General features: G+C 54.6%; 12 protein-coding genes. 4 read left to right on the top strand and 8 right to left on the bottom strand.

Annotated features, from left to right (window positions below):
• Positions 1–13 precede the first annotated feature (13 nt).
• A complete protein-coding gene (gene tilS / locus RHH53_RS00845; protein ID WP_310743952.1) occupies positions 14–1,048 on the top strand; it encodes a tRNA lysidine(34) synthetase TilS in 1,035 nt (344 codons plus the stop codon).
• On the opposite strand, the gene RHH53_RS00840 is transcribed toward tilS, so the two are convergent.
• From RHH53_RS00840 to RHH53_RS00830, 3 genes are all read right to left on the bottom strand, one after another.
• The gene (locus RHH53_RS00840; protein ID WP_310743951.1) at positions 969–3,404 is read right to left on the bottom strand and encodes a DNA topoisomerase (ATP-hydrolyzing); all 2,436 of its coding nucleotides are present in this window, start codon (positions 3,402–3,404) and stop codon (positions 969–971) included. The two genes, tilS and RHH53_RS00840, sit on opposite strands and share 80 nt — an antisense overlap.
• 63 nt (positions 3,405–3,467) lie before the next feature.
• The gene (locus RHH53_RS00835; protein WP_310453111.1) at positions 3,468–6,602 is read right to left on the bottom strand and encodes an efflux RND transporter permease subunit; all 3,135 of its coding nucleotides are present in this window, start codon (positions 6,600–6,602) and stop codon (positions 3,468–3,470) included.
• Positions 6,603–6,608: 6 nt separating this feature from the next.
• Complete coding sequence (locus RHH53_RS00830) at positions 6,609–7,817, bottom strand: efflux RND transporter periplasmic adaptor subunit (protein WP_310743950.1); 1,209 nt, start codon at positions 7,815–7,817, stop codon at positions 6,609–6,611.
• Between the two features lie 278 nt (positions 7,818–8,095).
• Here RHH53_RS00830 and infC point away from each other — a divergent pair, with 278 nt between their 5' ends.
• Together infC and RHH53_RS00820 are read left to right on the top strand one after the other, a co-directional pair.
• The gene (gene infC, locus RHH53_RS00825) at positions 8,096–8,590 is read left to right on the top strand and encodes a translation initiation factor IF-3 (protein WP_225901679.1); all 495 of its coding nucleotides are present in this window, start codon (positions 8,096–8,098) and stop codon (positions 8,588–8,590) included.
• A gap of 17 nt (positions 8,591–8,607) precedes the next feature.
• The gene (locus RHH53_RS00820) at positions 8,608–9,351 is read left to right on the top strand and encodes a M50 family metallopeptidase (protein ID WP_302677006.1); all 744 of its coding nucleotides are present in this window, start codon (positions 8,608–8,610) and stop codon (positions 9,349–9,351) included.
• Here the strand turns inward: RHH53_RS00820 and RHH53_RS00815 are convergent.
• From RHH53_RS00815 to RHH53_RS00795, 5 genes are all read right to left on the bottom strand, one after another.
• A complete protein-coding gene (locus RHH53_RS00815; protein ID WP_310743949.1) occupies positions 9,344–10,246 on the bottom strand; it encodes an MnmC family methyltransferase in 903 nt (300 codons plus the stop codon). The genes RHH53_RS00820 and RHH53_RS00815 overlap by 8 nt on opposite strands.
• Positions 10,246–10,899 (bottom strand): FHA domain-containing protein, encoded by a 654-nt coding sequence (locus RHH53_RS00810; RefSeq protein ID WP_310437839.1) that lies wholly within the window; start codon positions 10,897–10,899, stop codon positions 10,246–10,248. The genes RHH53_RS00815 and RHH53_RS00810 overlap by 1 nt, the downstream gene beginning before the upstream one ends.
• Before the next feature lie 276 nt (positions 10,900–11,175).
• Entirely contained in the window at positions 11,176–13,512 is a 2,337-nt protein-coding gene (locus RHH53_RS00805; RefSeq protein WP_310743948.1) for an NAD-binding protein, read from the bottom strand.
• 6 nt (positions 13,513–13,518) lie between these two features.
• Positions 13,519–14,535, bottom strand: a complete 1,017-nt coding sequence (gene cobW, locus RHH53_RS00800) for a cobalamin biosynthesis protein CobW (protein ID WP_302678595.1) — start codon at positions 14,533–14,535, stop codon at positions 13,519–13,521.
• Between the two features lie 4 nt (positions 14,536–14,539).
• Entirely contained in the window at positions 14,540–16,003 is a 1,464-nt protein-coding gene (locus tag RHH53_RS00795; protein WP_310743947.1) for an FAD-linked oxidase C-terminal domain-containing protein, read from the bottom strand.
• A gap of 187 nt (positions 16,004–16,190) precedes the next feature.
• Here RHH53_RS00795 and RHH53_RS00790 point away from each other — a divergent pair, with 187 nt between their 5' ends.
• The gene (locus RHH53_RS00790; RefSeq protein WP_024124642.1) at positions 16,191–16,889 is read left to right on the top strand and encodes an MBL fold metallo-hydrolase; all 699 of its coding nucleotides are present in this window, start codon (positions 16,191–16,193) and stop codon (positions 16,887–16,889) included.
• Positions 16,890–16,907: the final 18 nt, after the last annotated feature.

The following is a 16,907-nucleotide window of genomic DNA, read 5'->3' as shown; positions in this document are numbered from 1 at the left end:
CGGTTTTTTGCCCGTGTGGGGCATCTACCACGCCCGCCTGCATACCACCTTAAAAACCCAACAATGGCTCCCTGGGGGGGCACGAATTCTGATTGCTCTATCGGGGGGGCAAGATTCCGTTTGTTTAACGCGCCTGCTATTGGATCTACAGCCCTACTGGCGGTGGTTTTTGGCGGCTGTCCACTGTGATCACCGCTGGCGGGCAGATAGCGCTGCCAATGCAAATTTTGTCCAAGCGCTAGCGCAGCAATGGCATCTACCCTGTGAGGTGGTGAGTGCGCCGCCGCTGCCGAAAACTGAGGCCGCAGCCCGTTCATGGCGTTACCAAGTCTTTGAGACCGTGGCCAAGGCGTTGGATTGCACCCATGTGGTGACCGCCCACACCCAGAGCGATCGCGCCGAAAGTCTCCTACTACATCTACTGCGCGGCACCAGCCCCGATGGCCTAGCCACCCTCTTACCTAGCCGTGCTTTGGGTGCGATTCAGTTAGTACGTCCACTCCTAGGGATGACGCGAGCGGAAACGGCTGCCTTTTGCCAAACCTACGGGTTACCCGTCTGGCAGGATGCAACGAACCACCATCTCAACTATCGCCGCAATCGGCTGCGTTTGGAGTTAATTCCCTATCTGCAAGCGCACTTTAATCCGAATGTGGAAGAGGTGCTTGCCCAAACCGCTGAACTGCTGGCTAGCGATCGCGCCTATTTCGAGGCTGAGGTGGAGCGTCTTGCCCCCACCGTGATCCGCGAGCATCCCCCTGCCTTGGAGCGGCTGCGCCTACGGGAATTGCCCCTTGCGCTGCAACGCCGCTTGATCCAGCGATTTTTGCGTCAGCACCTGAAACGGGGCATTGATTTCAGCCTGATTGAAGCGGTGCGTCCTCTGATCACGGCAGGTAATGGCAGCCAAACCTCAACGCTGCCGGGGGGGTACCACCTGCGGGTCTGTGGTCAGTGGCTTGAACTGATCAGGCCAACGGCACCACCGCCTGAATCTGTTCCTGCGGATCAAGGGGAGCGATCGCCACCCCTACCGCCTCTTTATTGAGGATGGGGATCTCTTCGCCGTTGGTGATCCAGGCTCGCTCTTGGTTCGTCACCAGTGCCAGGGGGCTACCGCCGCGGCCAATGCCCGCCAAGCGATCCGCTTTTTGCCGCAGAGGCATCGCCAACTGGCCTAAATGACCAAGGGGCACAACTTCCATTAGGGGCAGCGGCACTTGTTTACCAAGGCCTGAAGTGGTAACGAGGATCACATTCTCCAGTTCCGACAGGGCGATCGCCCCCACCAAGGTTTCTTGCCCACTGAGGTGCACCGCCGCTTGACCTGGATTCAGCCGCCCCAAAGCGGGAATGTCGGGGATGAAAAAGTGAAAGACCCGCCCCCGCGAGGTGGCCAACACTAAGTGATCCGTATCCGCAGGCAGTACCCAACCGAGGGCATCCCCCGCCTTGAGTTTCATCAGTTGCAGACCCCGCCCGCTCAGGTCTTGCAGATCTGAGATTGGAATGACCTTAGTGCGGCCTTGGCGCGTCAGCAAAATCAGCTTCTCTGCTGGGGGTTGACTGGGCACGACTGTCAGGAGGGTTTCCCCTTGCGCCGACTCCGGCAAGAGGGTCAGCAGCGGTTGCCCGCGATCGCTCTCACGGCGGCTGGTAACGGGTAATCGCTCTACGGGCAATGGATACACCTTGCCACTTTCCGTAAACACCCACAGGCGATCGCTAGCCTGTACCGAGAAGGCCAAGGGCAATGGCTCTGACCACGGTAGCCACGTTTGCCACTGGAGACTCCCCCGACTGCGCTGGGACAGACAGCGCCCGTAACCGCGATGATTCACTTCGACCCAGAGGGGCGTATCGTCACGATCATTGGTCTCCACGGCGGTGGGGGGCGGCGGCGCTGCCGTGAGGATTTGAGTGCGGCGGGGATCGGCAAAGGCTTTCTTTAACTGCCGCAATTCTTTCTTCAGTGCCTTGAGGCGCTCAGGACGCTGGCTAATCAGGGTTGCCAACTGGGCAATCCGCGCTTGTAGCTCCGCCTGTTCCCGTTCTAGGTCTTGGCGCTCCTGTTGAGTGAGGCGGCGTAGGGGCATGGCAATCAGGGCACTGGCTTGGCGATCGCTCAAACCCAAGCGGGTCATCAATTCCCGCTGAGCAGTACTGCCATCCGCTGCCGATCGCAAAATCTCAATCACCTGATCCACGGCATTGAGGCCGATTAAGAGTCCCGTCACCACATGCTGGCGGGCTTGAGCCGTTTCGAGATCATGGCGATATTGCCGTAGCAGGGTCTGCTCGCGAAATTGCAGAAACTCACTGAGAATCTCCTTGAGGGAGAGTTGGCGGGGTTGATTGCCCACCAGTGCCATCAAGTTGATGCCATAGGTTACTTGTAGGGCCGTCAGGCGGTAGAGTTGCTCCAAGAGTTGTGCCGCTGAGGCATCCCGCTTCAGTTCAATGACCACCCGCAGCCCCTCGCGATCGCTTTCGTCCCGCAGATCGGCAATGCCCTCAAGGCGACCTTGATTCACCAAATCCGCCACCTTCTCAATCCATGCCGCCTTATTCACCTGATAGGGTAGCTCTGTCACCACAATGGCTTGGCGACGGTGGCGGCCGCGTCCGGGCTGAATATCCTCAAGGGTGGCCACCCCCCGCAGGGTGATCGTCCCTCGACCCGTGGCGTAGGCGCGCAGCAATGCTGCCCCATCCACAATCACACCCCCCGTGGGAAAGTCCGGTCCCGGCAGGTGGGTGAGCAGTTCCTCTAGGGAGAGATGGGGACGGTCAATAAGCGCAATCAGAGCATCCACCACTTCCCCCAGATTGTGGGGTGGAATGTTTGTGGCCATGCCCACAGCAATTCCCGTTGCGCCATTCAACAGCAAAATCGGCAGTTGCGCCGGCAGCACCAATGGCTCCTCTTGGGAACTGTCAAAGTTGGGGACAAAATCCACAATGGCGTCGCTGATATTCTCCAGTAGCGTGCGGTGGGCGATCGCTGCCAAGCGCGTTTCCGTGTAGCGCATTGCCGCCGCAGGATCATCATCAATGGAGCCAAAATTGCCATGCCCTGCCAAGAGGGGATAGCGACTGCTAAAGGGCTGCACCAAGCGCACCAGTGCCTCATAGACCGCTTGATCCCCATGGGGGTGATATTTCCCCAGCACATCCCCCACCACCCGTGCACACTTGCGAAAGGGGCGATCGGGCGTCAACCCCAACTCATACATGGCATAGAGAATCCGCCGATGCACTGGTTTTAGCCCATCCCGCACATCTGGTAGTGCCCGCCCCACAATCACACTCATGGCGTACTCCAGATAGGAGCGTTGCATTTCACTGTGCAGTGGTGTTGGGATCACCTGTCCAGAGGTCAGCAAATCCAGTTGTTTGGGCATGATCACGAGCGAGCCAAAGGATCATTCCCCACGATACAAGAGTTTTGCGAATTGTAAAGTAAGTTAAGACTCCGTTGGGGTTGCTTCCTCAAGCTTCTCCTTGGTCAGCCGCGCCACTAGTTCCTTAATGAGGATGTAAATGATCGGCACCACAAAGAAACTGAGAAATGTGGCTGCAAGCATGCCGCCTGTGACACTTGTTCCCAAGGAGTGACGGGATTTTGCCCCAGCACCCGTAGCAATGACCAGCGGGAAGATGCCCAGAATAAAGGAGATGGCCGTCATCAAAATGGGGCGCAGCCGTTCCTCGGCGGCATAGATCACCGACTTGACAATGGACGTGCCCTTGCTTTCGCGAATTTGGTTGGCAAACTCCACAATCAGAATTGCATTCTTACTGGCGAGGCCAATCAGCATCACCAAACCAATTTGGCAAAATACATCATTACTCAGCCCCCGCAACCACTGTGCCAACAAAGCGCCCATGATCGCCAAAGGCACCGAAAGGATAATGATCAAGGGGTCAATATAGCTTTCGTACTGCGCCGAGAGCACGAGGAACACAAACACGAGACCAAGGCCAAAAATCAACGGTGCTTGGCCTGCGGAGCGGGTGGACTCTAGGGATAACCCCGTCCAGCTATAGCCGATGCCATTGGGGAGAACCTCCTGAGCCAAGGATGCCATTGTCATCATCGCTTGACTATCACTGAGGGGTGGCACATTTTGACCAGTCACCTCCGCCGAACGGAACAAGTTATGGTGATAAATAATCGGCGGTGCCGAGACCTGTTCAATCGTGACGAGATTACTGAGGGGAATGAGCGCATTTTGCTCCGAGCGTACATAGATGCGGTTGATGTCATCGGGATTCGCGCGAAACTGCTTATCCGCCTGCACAATCACTTGGTAACTGCGGGCAAAAATCGTGAATTGGTTAACGTATAACGACCCCAAGTAAATCTGCATGGCATTAAAAATGTCCTTGAGGGGAATCCCCAAGGCAAGGGCGCGGGTGCGATCGACCGTTACATTTAACTGGGGGGCATTAATGGCAAAGGGGGTATTCACTGACACAAGGCCGGGGGTTGCATTGGCTTTGAGGATTAGCTCGTTCACTGAACTCGCAAGCGCTTCAAGGCCGAGACCCTGCTGATCCATCACCTGCATATCAAAGCCGCCAAGGCCGCTGCCACCAAGGTTAATGGTCGGCACATTGGATGAAAACACTACTGCTCCGAGTTCACCCACGACGGCCTTCTGAAACTGGGGCAGCAACTGATCAAGGGTTGGCCGCTGTGACCAGGGCTTGAGACTCGTAAAGATAATCCCCTTGTCTGAACCTATGCCGAAGAAGCTAAAGCCGCCAATAGCAAAGGTATGTTCGACCACTGGATTTTGGGCGATCGCGTCCGCTGCTTTGAAGACAATATTGCTCGTGTATTCGAGGGACACCCCCTGAGGCGATTGCACAAGGGTAACAAAATAACCTTGATCCTCTTGGGGGACAAAGCCACCGGGAACAATCTGAAATAGCCCGTAGGTCACCCCCAGCAGTGCCACAAAGCCTGCCAGCACCCAGTATTTTAGGCGCACGACCACAGTCAGGTTGCGTTCATAGCCCCGTCGCATTGTATCGAGAAAGCGGTTAATCCAGCGAAACAAAATAAAGTTCGCCATCGGGGGGCGTTCCCGCCGCAGGAGCAGGGCGCACAAAGGGGGAGAGAGGGTTAAAGCATTAAACGTAGAAAGGGCGATCGCAAAAACAATCGTCAAAGCAAACTGCTGATAGAGCCGCCCAGTGACCCCCGGAAAAAAGGCCACAGGGATAAAGACCGCCATCATTACCAACGAGGTGGCAATCAGTGCCCCTGTCACCTCTTCCATCGAGCGACTGGCAGCTTCTTGGGGGGTCATGCCCTCGTCTTCCATCAGGCGAGTGACATTTTCCACGACCACAATGGCATCATCCACCACCAGCCCCGTGGCCAACACCAGACCAAACATGGTCAAGCTATTGATTGAGAAGTCAAAAGCCTTCATAAAGGCAAAGGTGCCCACCAAGGAAACGGGAATCGTGATCGAGGGAATGATCGTGGCACGCCAATCCTGCAAGAACAAAAAGATCACGGCAATGACAAGGATGATAGCCACAATGAGTGTAATGACCACCTCTTTGATTGATTCCTGTACCGCATCCGTGGTGCTAAATCCCACGCTCCACTTCAGACCGGGGGGAAATTTCTCAGCTAAAACAGCCATCTCCGCTTCGACAGCGCGGGCAATGTCGAGGGCATTAGCACCACTGAGTTGATAGATACCAATCCCAACGGCGTCACGGCCATCAAACTGAAAGTTGGTGTTGTAGTTTTGTGCTCCTAGCTCGGTGCGACCGACATCGCGAATGCGAATCACAGAACCATCGTCGCCGCGCTGAATAATAATGTCGGCAAACTCTTCTTCTGAGGCCAAGCGACTTTGGGCTTGAATGGAAATTTGAAACTCCTGTCCCTCTGGTGCTGGGGGGGCACCAATAATCCCGGCTCCCACCTGGACATTTTGATCGGAGAGGGCACGCACCACATCCTGAGCCGTCAGACCGCGACTGGCTAAGCGATTGGGATCAAGCCAAATCCGCATGGCATAGGTGCGTTGACCAAAGACCTGAACCTGCCCTACCCCGTTCAGACGTTGCAGGGGTTGCACCACGTAGAGGGTCGCGTAGTTACTAATGAATGTGGCGTCGTAGTTGTATCCCTCCTCTGGGTATAGGGCTAAGGCCAAAACAATCTGATTTGTGGATTTGCTGACATTTACCCCAGTGTTGATGACCTCTGGTGGCAGTTGGGAGGTGACTGATGCCACTAAGTTATTCACATCCACCGCTGCAATGTTTTGGTCATAGCCCTCAGTGAAGGTGATCGTGATATTGCTGTTGCCAAAGCTGTCACTGGTGGAGTCAATGTAATCCATCCCCTCCACGCCATTAATTTGCGTTTCTAAGATCGTGGTGACATTCGTTTCAACGGTTTCAGCGTTGGCACCTGCATAGTTGGCAGACACCTGAATTGTTGGCGGTGTAACGTTAGGGTAATACTCAATGGGCAGCGTTGGCAGCGCGATCGTCCCCACCAAAATAATCAGCAGAGAACAAACCGTGGCAAAAACCGGGCGCTTAATAAAAAAATCGCTAATCATGCTCTTTTAGGACTCAGGAGTAATGGGCACACCATCGCGCAAGCGCTGAATTCCCGAGACAACAATTTGCTCTCCCGGTTTGAGGCCTTCAAAAACTTGATATCTATTTCCTTGGATTGCCCCCACTTGAATGGGCTTTTGTTTGGCAATCATTTTGCCCTCGGCGTCTTTTTCGGCCACAAAGACAAAGTTTTGCCCGGCAAGATTGGATACCGCCGTGGTCGGCACCAAAATCCCCGGTTGCTGATCGAGAATAATGCGGGCTTGAATTTGTTGATCGGCACGGAGATTATTCCGCGTATTGTCGTAGAGCGCTTTCACTAAAATGGTTTGGGTATTGTTTGTGGTATTGGGGGCAATGAAAAAGACAGAACTCGTACCGACGGCATTGCCATTCATGTCTATTAATTCCACCGGCGTCCCCATCCGAATGCGGGGGATTTGCTCAATGGGCACTTGGATATAGACTTCTAGGGGTTGATTTGAGGTCAGGGTAAGGAGGTCGGTTTGGGGCGTTACAAAATCGCCCACTTTGGGGGGAATATTGCCGACAACACCACTAAAGGGAGCACGCACCTGAAACCAATTCAGGACAACGGCCTGCTGCTGGGCATTGGCTTGGGCAGCCAAGAGAGCTTTTTCTAACTGGGCAATGGTAGCCTGTTGGGCACGAATATCCGCCTCGGTTTGTTGGAGTGCTGCTTGGGCAGTGCGAAAGCTGGTGATGAAGGATTGCGCTTGTTCTTTGGAAACAGCCCCTTCTTCAAAGAGTGCTGTATAGCGTTGCGCTTGAATCCGATTGAACTCTACGGTGGCCAGATTGGAGCGGCGCTGGGCTTCAAGGGCGCGGAGGACCGAGCGGGCATTCTCTACATTGGCTTGGGCAGATTGAATTGCGGCTAAATTGCTGGCCACAACGGCTTGCTGTTCTGAGGGGTCAATAAGAATGAGGGGCTGGCCTTGAGTGACAAACTGGCCGTTTTGAACATTGATTTGGGCGATTCGACCCGAAACTTGGGGTTGTAGCGTGATCGACTCACGGGATTGCAAAGAGGCATTGTAAACAGCGGTTTGCGAAAGGGTTTCCGTTTGAACCGCCGCAAGTTTCACCCGTGCCGCTGGTGGGGGAGCCGTTGCCTTTGGTTGGCCACAGGCGGTAGCAAGGAAGCAAAGACTGCCTAGGAGAGCTGACGTGAACAGTTGCCGTTGCACCATACCTCAGACCTTACAATGTCACCCAGAGTGGGCAATAAACATCCTTCAGTCTAGCCTAGAGGCCCCTATGGCGAGTGCTGCTTTAATAATTAGTTTCTGTGTATCTAGGCGAAATCGAGAATAGCTCCTATTGGCAATCCTCCGCTAAGATGTAGAGCAAGGGGCAGGGGGTCATTGCTGGCTCACCTTAGAGCCTAGGACAGTCCTTGCACCAACCTTTATCAACGACAGTACAGGTACCAGTGGCTCTTACCAAGAAAACACAGCAAGAACAACCCATGATTAATGAGCGCATCCGTTTTCCTCGGGTGCGGGTGGTGGATAGTGATGGTTCCCAATTGGGGATTATGTCGTCTCAAGAGGCGATCGCGATCGCCCGTGAAAAGGAACTTGACCTTGTTCTCGTCAGTGACAAGGCAGATCCACCCGTTTGCAAAATTATTGACTACGGCAAGTTTCGCTTTGAGCAGGAAAAGAAGGCGCGGGAAGCCCGCAAAAAGCAGCACACCTCCGATGTCAAAGAGGTGAAGATGCGCTACAAAATCGAAGAACACGATTACAACGTTTGCATCAACCGCGCCGAGCGTTTCCTTAAGGCTGGAGACAAGGTGAAGGCCACTGTGACCTTTCGCGGGCGGGAAATTCAACACGCCCACCTAGCCGAAGAACTCCTCAACCGTATGGCCAATGACCTGCAAGCGGTGGCCGAAGTGCAGCAGGCACCCAAGCAAGAGGGGCGCAATATGATCATGTTTTTGGCACCGAAGCGGTAATCCATGCTGGGGAGCGTATGTTTGGCTATCGTCCAGACCCCAAATCTACCCCGCTGGATATTTCAGACCCTGAGAAACCCCGTTCGGCACTGCTGCTAGCGATCGCCGCCCTTGTCACGATTCTTCTTTGGCAGATTCCCTTGGGGAACTATCTGCTGTATCCCTTTACAATCTTGGCCACATGGTTCCACGAGATGGGGCATGGCCTCACGGCGATTCTGTTGGGGGGCTACTTTCGCGAATTAGTCATCTATCCCAGTGGTTCAGGATTTGCGCGCTACGGGGGCGAGGTGCTGCTGGGCAATTTGGGACATGGCTTAGTCGCCATTGGCGGACCTCTAGGACCCGCGATCGCTGGCAGTGTCTTTATTTTGTCGAGCCGCTCTCATCGCGCCACAGATATTTGCCTCAAAGCCCTAGGAATCATTATTCTCGCCTCAGTGCTGCTGTGGGTGCGATCGCTCTTTGGCATTGTCTTCATGACATTGGTGGGGATTGCCATTCTGCTGGTGGCCTATCGCGGCAATCGCTGGCTCAAGGGGATTTCGATTCAATTCCTTGGGGTGCAAGCCTGTATTAGCACATTTCAGCAGGTGGACTACCTCTTTACCTATGCCATGCCGGGGGGGCAGCTTTCCGATACAGGGCTTCTCCAACGGTACCTCTGGCTCCCCTATTGGCTGTGGGGGGCGCTGATTTCTGTGATGACCTTGGGGTTGCTGCTGTGGAGTCTCAAGGTGGCCTATACCCGCCCTAAGTAATGCCCCAGCGGTGTCGCCAACGACTGGTGGATTCACGGTTAGCGGTTTGTTGCTCCGCTTGGCGGCGCGATCGAATCATCTCCGCACTATCCCGCAGGTGCGGATCGCGGTAGGGAATACCCGCGCGGGTTTGCAAATGTTCCTGCTCCATCAGCGACAGCGGAATAAGCTGATCGGCTTGCCAGCGAGCCACGGTGCCCTGTGCCCACTCATGACTCTGCTGGGGGGCAACAAGTGGTAGCGTTCCAAGGTGTAAACCCGCCGCCTGCAAAGCGGCACGAACGGCAGCAGCACGACAATAGGTGGCCAAATGCCCCGTTGGTGCCAGACACTGAGCCACCAGACGCAGAAATTCCACTGTCCAGAGTTGCGGACAGCGCTGGGGTGAAAAGGGATCAAGAAAAATGGCATCTGCTTGGAATCCTTGGCGAACAAGCTCTTGAATGGTTTGGCGAGCATCCCCAATTAAAAGCTGTGCCTCACAGTGGGGGGTGCTCACCTGCTGTTGCTGAGCGAGTCCTTCAAGAATCGTTTGAACCGATGCTGGCCAAGGGGGCATGACTGCTAAGGCTGCTTGGGGAACGCCCAGATCCAGTTCTAAGCCAATAACTGTAACTTGACAGGTGGGATTGTGCTGCCAAATCACCTCTAACGCAGCGGCGGTGTTGTAACCCAAACCATAGCAGATGTCCAAAAGGCGCAGATGAGACGCTTGGGCTTTGGGGGGCAAATCGGTGGCGATCGCGAACTTTTCAAAGGCTTCCTGACGCGCTCCCCCAAGACTATGGAACGTTTCCTGAAATTCTGGCGAAAAAAACGTAAAAGAGCCATCCGCCGTTGGTTGCGGCTGCCAGATTGAGTTCAGGGCAGGAGCTAAGTTTTGGGAATAGGCCATCACTGCATTTGCGTGGGAGTTTCCGATTGGGGGGCAGGTGGTCGATTCATGATCACAACGCCAATTCCCGCGATCAAAAGAACAACGACGATGCCGCCAACAATCAGTAACCAAGGGGGAGAGGATTTAGGGGCGGGTGCTGACGCTGGGGTAGCATTGGCTGGCAGCGATGGGGGCGTGGCATTAAATTCTGTTTCTTCTTCTGATTTTTTATCGTCTGCACCTTCCTCAGCTTGGGTAATCGTTGAGGTCATGGGCACGGCCTTAATGCTGTGATAGTTGACGCTCTTCAAATACTTAATAAACTCCGCCTCCCCCATGGACACAGTAGCATAGTGCGCCTTAACGGAACCGCCAAAGTTAATCTCATCTCCATCTTTTAGCTCATGACTTTGCACCCGCTGGCCATTCACTAGGATACCGTTGGCACTGGGCTTACCATCAGCATTGCCATCCACGACGCGGTAGCGATAGCCATTTGGTGAAGGAATCCGCAGCAGCAGCGCGTGTTGCCGTGAGACACCGTGACCATGAATCACGATCGCATTGGTGACATCGCGGCCAATGGAGTAGGTTGCCGCCTCCAAAGGGATCGTGCGCTTACCCGTTTCGTCCTCAATGTTGAGTAGATGGTGCTGACGGTTACCACTCATGGGAACAACTTAGATTAATTGACGATTGTTAATCAATATCTTAGCCTGAGGGCTAGAATTCCCAAAGATACTACAAAAGCTAAGGGCAACGATCATCCCGTATCAATAAGAGGCTCAGGAACTAGAACCTACGGTGTGGCATTAACGCCGCTGTGCCAATGGTTGTGCCTTCAAGATAGAGGGGCTGACGGCGCATAGTGTCCTAACCAACACAACAAACGCATGAGCCCTCCCCCATGGCATCGGTTGGGGTGAAAAGGTGAAGCCGATTTTCACCTACGCAGTTTCCTGATCCACTAAGGGAAAGAGGCGCACGGGGGCGAGGGCTTGCAATTGTTGACCGAGGCGAAAGGCTTGGGGTTCATAAAGTCCAAGAGTCAGTGTCGCAGGCAGTTGCTGGATAAAGGTGCGCGATCGCGGCAGGGGCAGACCCGTAATCTTGGTGATCAGATTGCCAATTTCTAGGGCAGCTTCCGCGTTGCGAGGATGACCGACCCAAAGCCGCCAGAGACGGCGGGGCGCCATTTTGCCCTGTTCAATGCGCCGTAGGCCATCAATGGTTGCTAAAACAATCAGGCGATCGCCCACCGTGAGTTGCAGCGTATCACTGGGCAAAAACTGATGACTGATCTCACCGCCGAGAAACTGCTCATGGCGATTGTAGAAAATGGGGATGACTGCATAACCATAGGCCACCTCACCAATCAACTTGCCCTCAAGGGTGTCGCCGGTAGTAACGGTGTAATCGGCAATCAGTACCGTCTGCTGGTCAATTTGAAACAGACCCAACATTGTTTCGCCAAAGGCGGCACCGGCAAAGGCCTCAGCAGCAAGGGCATAGGCACAGAGGGGGCGGGCACGCGGTAGGAGATCCCGCAGATCATTAGTGAGGCTGGGATCATAGATGCCAATGACCAACCCAATGGGGGATTCCCGCTGCTCCGTGGCTTGACGAGCAATGAGGGCTGCCTCTAGGTTCAACATTTCATCGGCAGTGGTGAGAACCACACTTTTGGCGGTCTCCAAATGGGCTTGGGGGAGCTTTTCTGGAATGTTGCCAAGGAGCATGGGCAGGTCTTCAAAAAGCTGAGTTTGCTCTGGGTTGTCCACCAGTAGCACAAGGGGTTGACGGAAGGCACGTAGGATTTGCACCACCTGTTGACCAATGCGATCTAAGCCAACAACAATCACGTGATCCGCCGTGGGCAGGGGGGGACGTTTCTTGAGAAAGTCAAACCGCGCTTGCAGCAGCTTTTCCGCCAAAAGTCCCAAGACACCGACAATAAAGAGGAGGCTGACGATCGCCACCAAAATACAGACCACCAGCAGCCAAGGGGGAATCGGATCGTTTTCTAGCCCGCCAAAAACATCGCCAAAGCCCCCCAAAAGGAGAATAAACCCGGCAGCAAAGGCTTTTTGCCATGTGAGTTCGGGGACGTTGTAGCGCAGCAAGATCGCGGTCACAAGCCACAGACCACTGCCCATCCAAAGGCCATTGAAGATCAACTCACGAGAGCGATCGCCATGGAGCCACTGCCAGAATTGTTCTACCTGCTCAGGCAGTTGGCGCACCTGCTGAATGCGGCGCTGGATGGGATTGGGGTCAGGGATGGGCAAGGATTTCACCACTTCTACCCGTTCAATCCAAATCGGGCGATCGCCCACCGCAAAGCACAAATCCGGCGGCCAATGGTTAAAGAGGCGGTGGGGGCGCGTTGGCTGGAAGATTGAGGATTGGGCATGGCACGAGCGCACACTAATGAGGCGTTGGTGACGGCGTTGCCAGCGATGGACAGGGGTACCCACCAGAGGACTGTCGGCGGTGATGGGTTGTTGAAAGACGCGAAACTGCTGCCCCTCAATCGTAAACGCAGCAAGGATATTTTCCTCAAGGGCTGCAAGGGCGAAGGCAGGAGCTGGTAGTTCGGTAGGATTGAGCGCCACAAAGCTCCCTAGTTTTTTCTCTAGGAGGGCATTGAGATTATCGCGACTAGAGCGCACCACAAGATGGACATCGGGATTTAAGCGCCGAGCCACAATCGCCGTCGCAATATTGGTGGCCTCATCACTGGTCACCGCCAGTAAGGTACGACAGCGATCAATCCCAGCCACTTTCAGAACCGCCTCCTGCCGGCAATCACCGATGATCACAGGTTCACTGAGCAACTCCGTCAACTGCGGAATTTCCCACTCAATGTTGGCGTGGCGTTCAATGGCACGAATCTCTAGAGCCAAATGCTCACCGGCAAAGCGGCGCAGACTTTGGATACAAAATTGCCCTAAACTGCCAAGGCCGCAGATAATAAAGCGATCGCCCGCAGTCGTTTCACCTATTTGAGTGGCCTGCGGTGTGGCTGAGGCAACAGACCAAGATGTCCACCAGTAGGGAAACGGTTGACGAGGCTCAGCAGCAAAAATCAGAACACTACCCCGTTGCCACTGCTGCCAAAGGGTCTTGCCCCACCTAGATAGGCGATCTAAATCTGTTGGCTCTAAAGTGGTCGATTCAACCCAGATGCTGAGGTGGCGATCGCCGATATCAATGAACCACGTTGCCCTGCTACCCAACAGTTGGCGCAGTTGGCGGTCAATGATGTCCTGAAGGCTGGCCATAGCTTCCTAGGCAAAATGGGACAGCAGCTCCTGTTGATCCAACTGACGACCAATCACCACCACACGGGTTTGGCGTGGCTCTGCCACTTGCCACAGGCGATCGTAAAACAAGTCTAACCGTTGACCCACCCCTTGCACCACCAGACGCATGGGTTTGCCCTCAATGGCCGCAAATCCCTTAATGCGGTAAATGTCAGGTACTTGCAGCAAGCGCTCGAGGGATTGCCGCAGGCGCTGAAGATCGCAACTGCCCATCTCTAAACAAATGGCTTGAATCTCTGCATCGTGCTCATGATCCTCCTCAAAATCATGGTGACTGGGTCGCTGCCCCAAGTCTTCCTCCACCGCTGCATTAAATCCCAGCAGCAGATCCGCCGGCACCTGTCCTTGGTGAGCCGCCAGCAGCTTAATCCGTGGGGGCAATTGAGTGCGCAGTTCAGCGATGAGCAGCTCTACCTGATCGGGAGTCAGTTGATCCGCCTTGCTGAGGATGACCAAGTCGGCACAGGCCAGTTGATCGTTAAAGAGTTCCTCAAGGGGGGTGTCCTCATGCGCCAAGCTAGGATCGGCTGCCTTTTGGGCAAAGAGCGCCTCCAGATCAGCACTCACTTGACCGGCTGCCAAGGCAACGCCATCTACCACTGTCACCACTCCATCGACGGTTGCGGCATGGCGCACCTGCGGCCAACGAAAAGCCATCACGAGCGGCTTGGGTAAGGCGAGTCCAGAGGTTTCAATGACAATGTGATCAATCTCCTGCCGTTGTGCCAAGAGGGTTTGCATGGTGGGCAAAAATTCCTCCTGCACTGTGCAACAGAGGCACCCATTGGTGAGTTCCCAGATGCCCGCTGTGCGATCGCAACAGGACTGCAAAAGTTCGCCATCAATACCGACATCACCAAATTCATTCACAATCACGGCAATGCGCCTGCCCGCTGCATTCTGAAGCAACTGCCGAATTAGGGTGGTTTTACCGCTCCCTAGAAAACCCGTGATAATCGTGACTGGAATTTTTGCACTCATTTTGCTAAAAGGCCTCAATACCGGCAAAATCTTGAAGTTGATGGGCGGCTTCGCCACAGGTTCGGGGTGTGGGAAACACCTTTTCGGGGTTGGCAAGGCGTTTGGGATCAAAAGCGGAGCGCACCTGCTGCATCGTTTCTAAATCTGCTGGGCTAAACATCTCACCCATGAAACAGGCCTTATCGCTACCAATCCCGTGTTCACCGGAAATGCTGCCCCCCAAGCGCACACAGAGCTTGAGGATTTCACCGCCTAGAGCCTCCACCTCGGCAAGGGCGCCCGGCACTGCCTGATCGTAGAGAATCAAGGGATGCAGATTGCCATCCCCAGCGTGGAAAACATTGGCAATGCGATAGCCACTGCGCTGACTCAGTTGTTCAATTTCCTTGAGGACGGTGGCCAGTTGACTGCGAGGAATCACCCCATCTTGGACAAAATAATTAGGACTGAGGCGACCCGCAGCCGCAAAAGCCGCTTTGCGACCCTTCCAAAGGCGGAGGCGATCTTCAGCTTCTGTAGCAACCGTTACATGGCGTGCTCCCTGTTCATAGCAAATGCGTGTGACGCGCTCCTGCAAAATGGGCACTTCGGCATCTAGGCCATCCACTTCCACTAGGAGTACGGCGCCAGCATCGCGGGGGTAGCAATTGGTGGCCACCACATCCTCAACGGCATTGATACTGAGGTTGTCCATGATTTCCATGCCAGCGGGAATAATCCCCGCCCGAATAATCGCGGAAACCGTTTCTCCCGCTGCTTCAATCGTGGTGAAGTCCGCCAATAGCACGGCGATCGCCTCCGCCTGTTTGAGAATCCGCAGCCGAATTTCTGTGGCAATTCCCAGCGTCCCTTCGGAGCCAACAAAGACACCCATGAGATCGTAGCCGGGCATTTCTGGGGCCGCACCCCCCAGTTCAACAATCTCACCATTGGGCAACACCACCGTCAGTCCCAGCACATGATTCGTGGTCACGCCATACTTCAGGCAGTGGACGCCCCCAGAGTTTTCAGCGACATTGCCGCCAATGGAACAAATAATTTGACTGGAGGGATCCGGGGCATAGTAAAAGCCCTGATCGGCAACGGCTTGCGTTACCCAAGCATTGATTACCCCTGGCTGCACAACCACCTGCTGGTTGGCCAGATCAATCTCTAGAATCTGGTTCATGCGGGAGGTGACGACGAGAATCCCCTCGGTGTGGGGTAAGGCTCCCCCCGATAGCCCCGTCCCTGAACCGCGGGCAACAAAGGGAATACGGTAGCGATCGCACACCTTGAGGATGGCAGAGACTTGGGCAGTGGTTTGCGGTAGCACGACCAGTTTGGGTCGTTGCCGATACATGGATAGCCCATCGCACTCATACACAAGGGCTTCTGCTGCATCACTGATGACGCTCCCCTTGCCGACAATGGCTGTTAGCTCCTCTGTGACCCGCTGCCAAGGGGTAATTTGCTGTAGTGTGGACATCCCCAGTGCTCTAAACCGCCTTCTCCTATCGTAAATGGGTCTGTTGCCTCAGGAATGGGACTAGGGGGCATTTGACATTTATTTACTAGATAGTTATAAAATTATATTTAGATTGACTAGGCTAAAGTCGTCACCGTTTTAAGTCTGCACGATTCCCCTCACGCGATACCCCATAAAGGAGTCCGTTATGCTGTTTCGCCAACTTTTTGACTACGACACTTGGACCTATTCTTACCTGATTGCCGATGAAGCCACGGGTGAGGCCGCCTTGGTGGATAGCGTCCTTGAACAGGTGGATCGGGATGTGCAGTTAATTGAGCAATTGGGGTTGAAACTGCGCTACTGCCTCGAAACCCATGTCCACGCCGACCACATTACCGGGGCGGGCAAAGTCCGCGAACGCACAGGCTGCAAAACCCTTGTGCCCGAAAATGCCCATGTGGACTGCGCCGATGGCTATATTAAAGACGGTGAAGTGATTCACGTCGGTAGCATTCCGATTCAGGCGATCGCCACCTTGGGGCACACCGATAGCCACATGGCCTTCCTCGTGAATGGTACCCACCTGCTGACGGGGGATTCCCTGTTTATCCGTGGCTGTGGGCGCACTGACTTCCAAAGTGGCGATGCAGGCGCAATGTACGATGCGGTAACACAGCGGCTCTTTACGCTCCCAGACACCACATTGGTCTATCCCGGCCATGACTATCGCGGTCACACCGTTTCCACCATTGGTGAAGAAAAACGCTTTAATCCCCGCTTTGTCGGTCGCGATCGCCAGCAGTTCATTGAGTTCATGGCCAACCTGAACCTGCCGGATCCCAAGAAAATTATGGAAGCGGTGCCCGCTAACCAACAGTGTGGCATGGTTGCCGCCGCCGTCTAGTCCTTTGACCCCTGATCG

Source organism: Thermosynechococcus sp. PKX82 (genome assembly GCF_031583255.1).
Lineage (GTDB): Bacteria > Cyanobacteriota > Cyanobacteriia > Thermosynechococcales > Thermosynechococcaceae > Thermosynechococcus.
The sequence above is the reverse complement of the archived record's forward strand: the minus strand, read 5'-3'. Positions and strand labels throughout refer to the sequence as shown.

Coding starts and splice junctions, on each gene's coding strand:
- RHH53_RS00840 (WP_310743951.1), bottom strand. CDS start 3,404: ATGCCCAAACAACTGGATTTGCTGACCTCTGGACAGGTGATCCCAACA.
- RHH53_RS00835 (WP_310453111.1), bottom strand. CDS start 6,602: ATGATTAGCGATTTTTTTATTAAGCGCCCGGTTTTTGCCACGGTTTGT.
- RHH53_RS00830 (WP_310743950.1), bottom strand. CDS start 7,817: ATGGTGCAACGGCAACTGTTCACGTCAGCTCTCCTAGGCAGTCTTTGC.
- infC (WP_225901679.1), top strand. CDS start 8,096: ATGATTAATGAGCGCATCCGTTTTCCTCGGGTGCGGGTGGTGGATAGT.
- RHH53_RS00820 (WP_302677006.1), top strand. CDS start 8,608: ATGTTTGGCTATCGTCCAGACCCCAAATCTACCCCGCTGGATATTTCA.
- RHH53_RS00815 (WP_310743949.1), bottom strand. CDS start 10,246: ATGGCCTATTCCCAAAACTTAGCTCCTGCCCTGAACTCAATCTGGCAG.
- RHH53_RS00810 (WP_310437839.1), bottom strand. CDS start 10,899: ATGAGTGGTAACCGTCAGCACCATCTACTCAACATTGAGGACGAAACG.
- RHH53_RS00805 (WP_310743948.1), bottom strand. CDS start 13,512: ATGGCCAGCCTTCAGGACATCATTGACCGCCAACTGCGCCAACTGTTG.
- cobW (WP_302678595.1), bottom strand. CDS start 14,535: ATGAGTGCAAAAATTCCAGTCACGATTATCACGGGTTTTCTAGGGAGC.
- RHH53_RS00795 (WP_310743947.1), bottom strand. CDS start 16,003: ATGTCCACACTACAGCAAATTACCCCTTGGCAGCGGGTCACAGAGGAG.
- RHH53_RS00790 (WP_024124642.1), top strand. CDS start 16,191: ATGCTGTTTCGCCAACTTTTTGACTACGACACTTGGACCTATTCTTAC.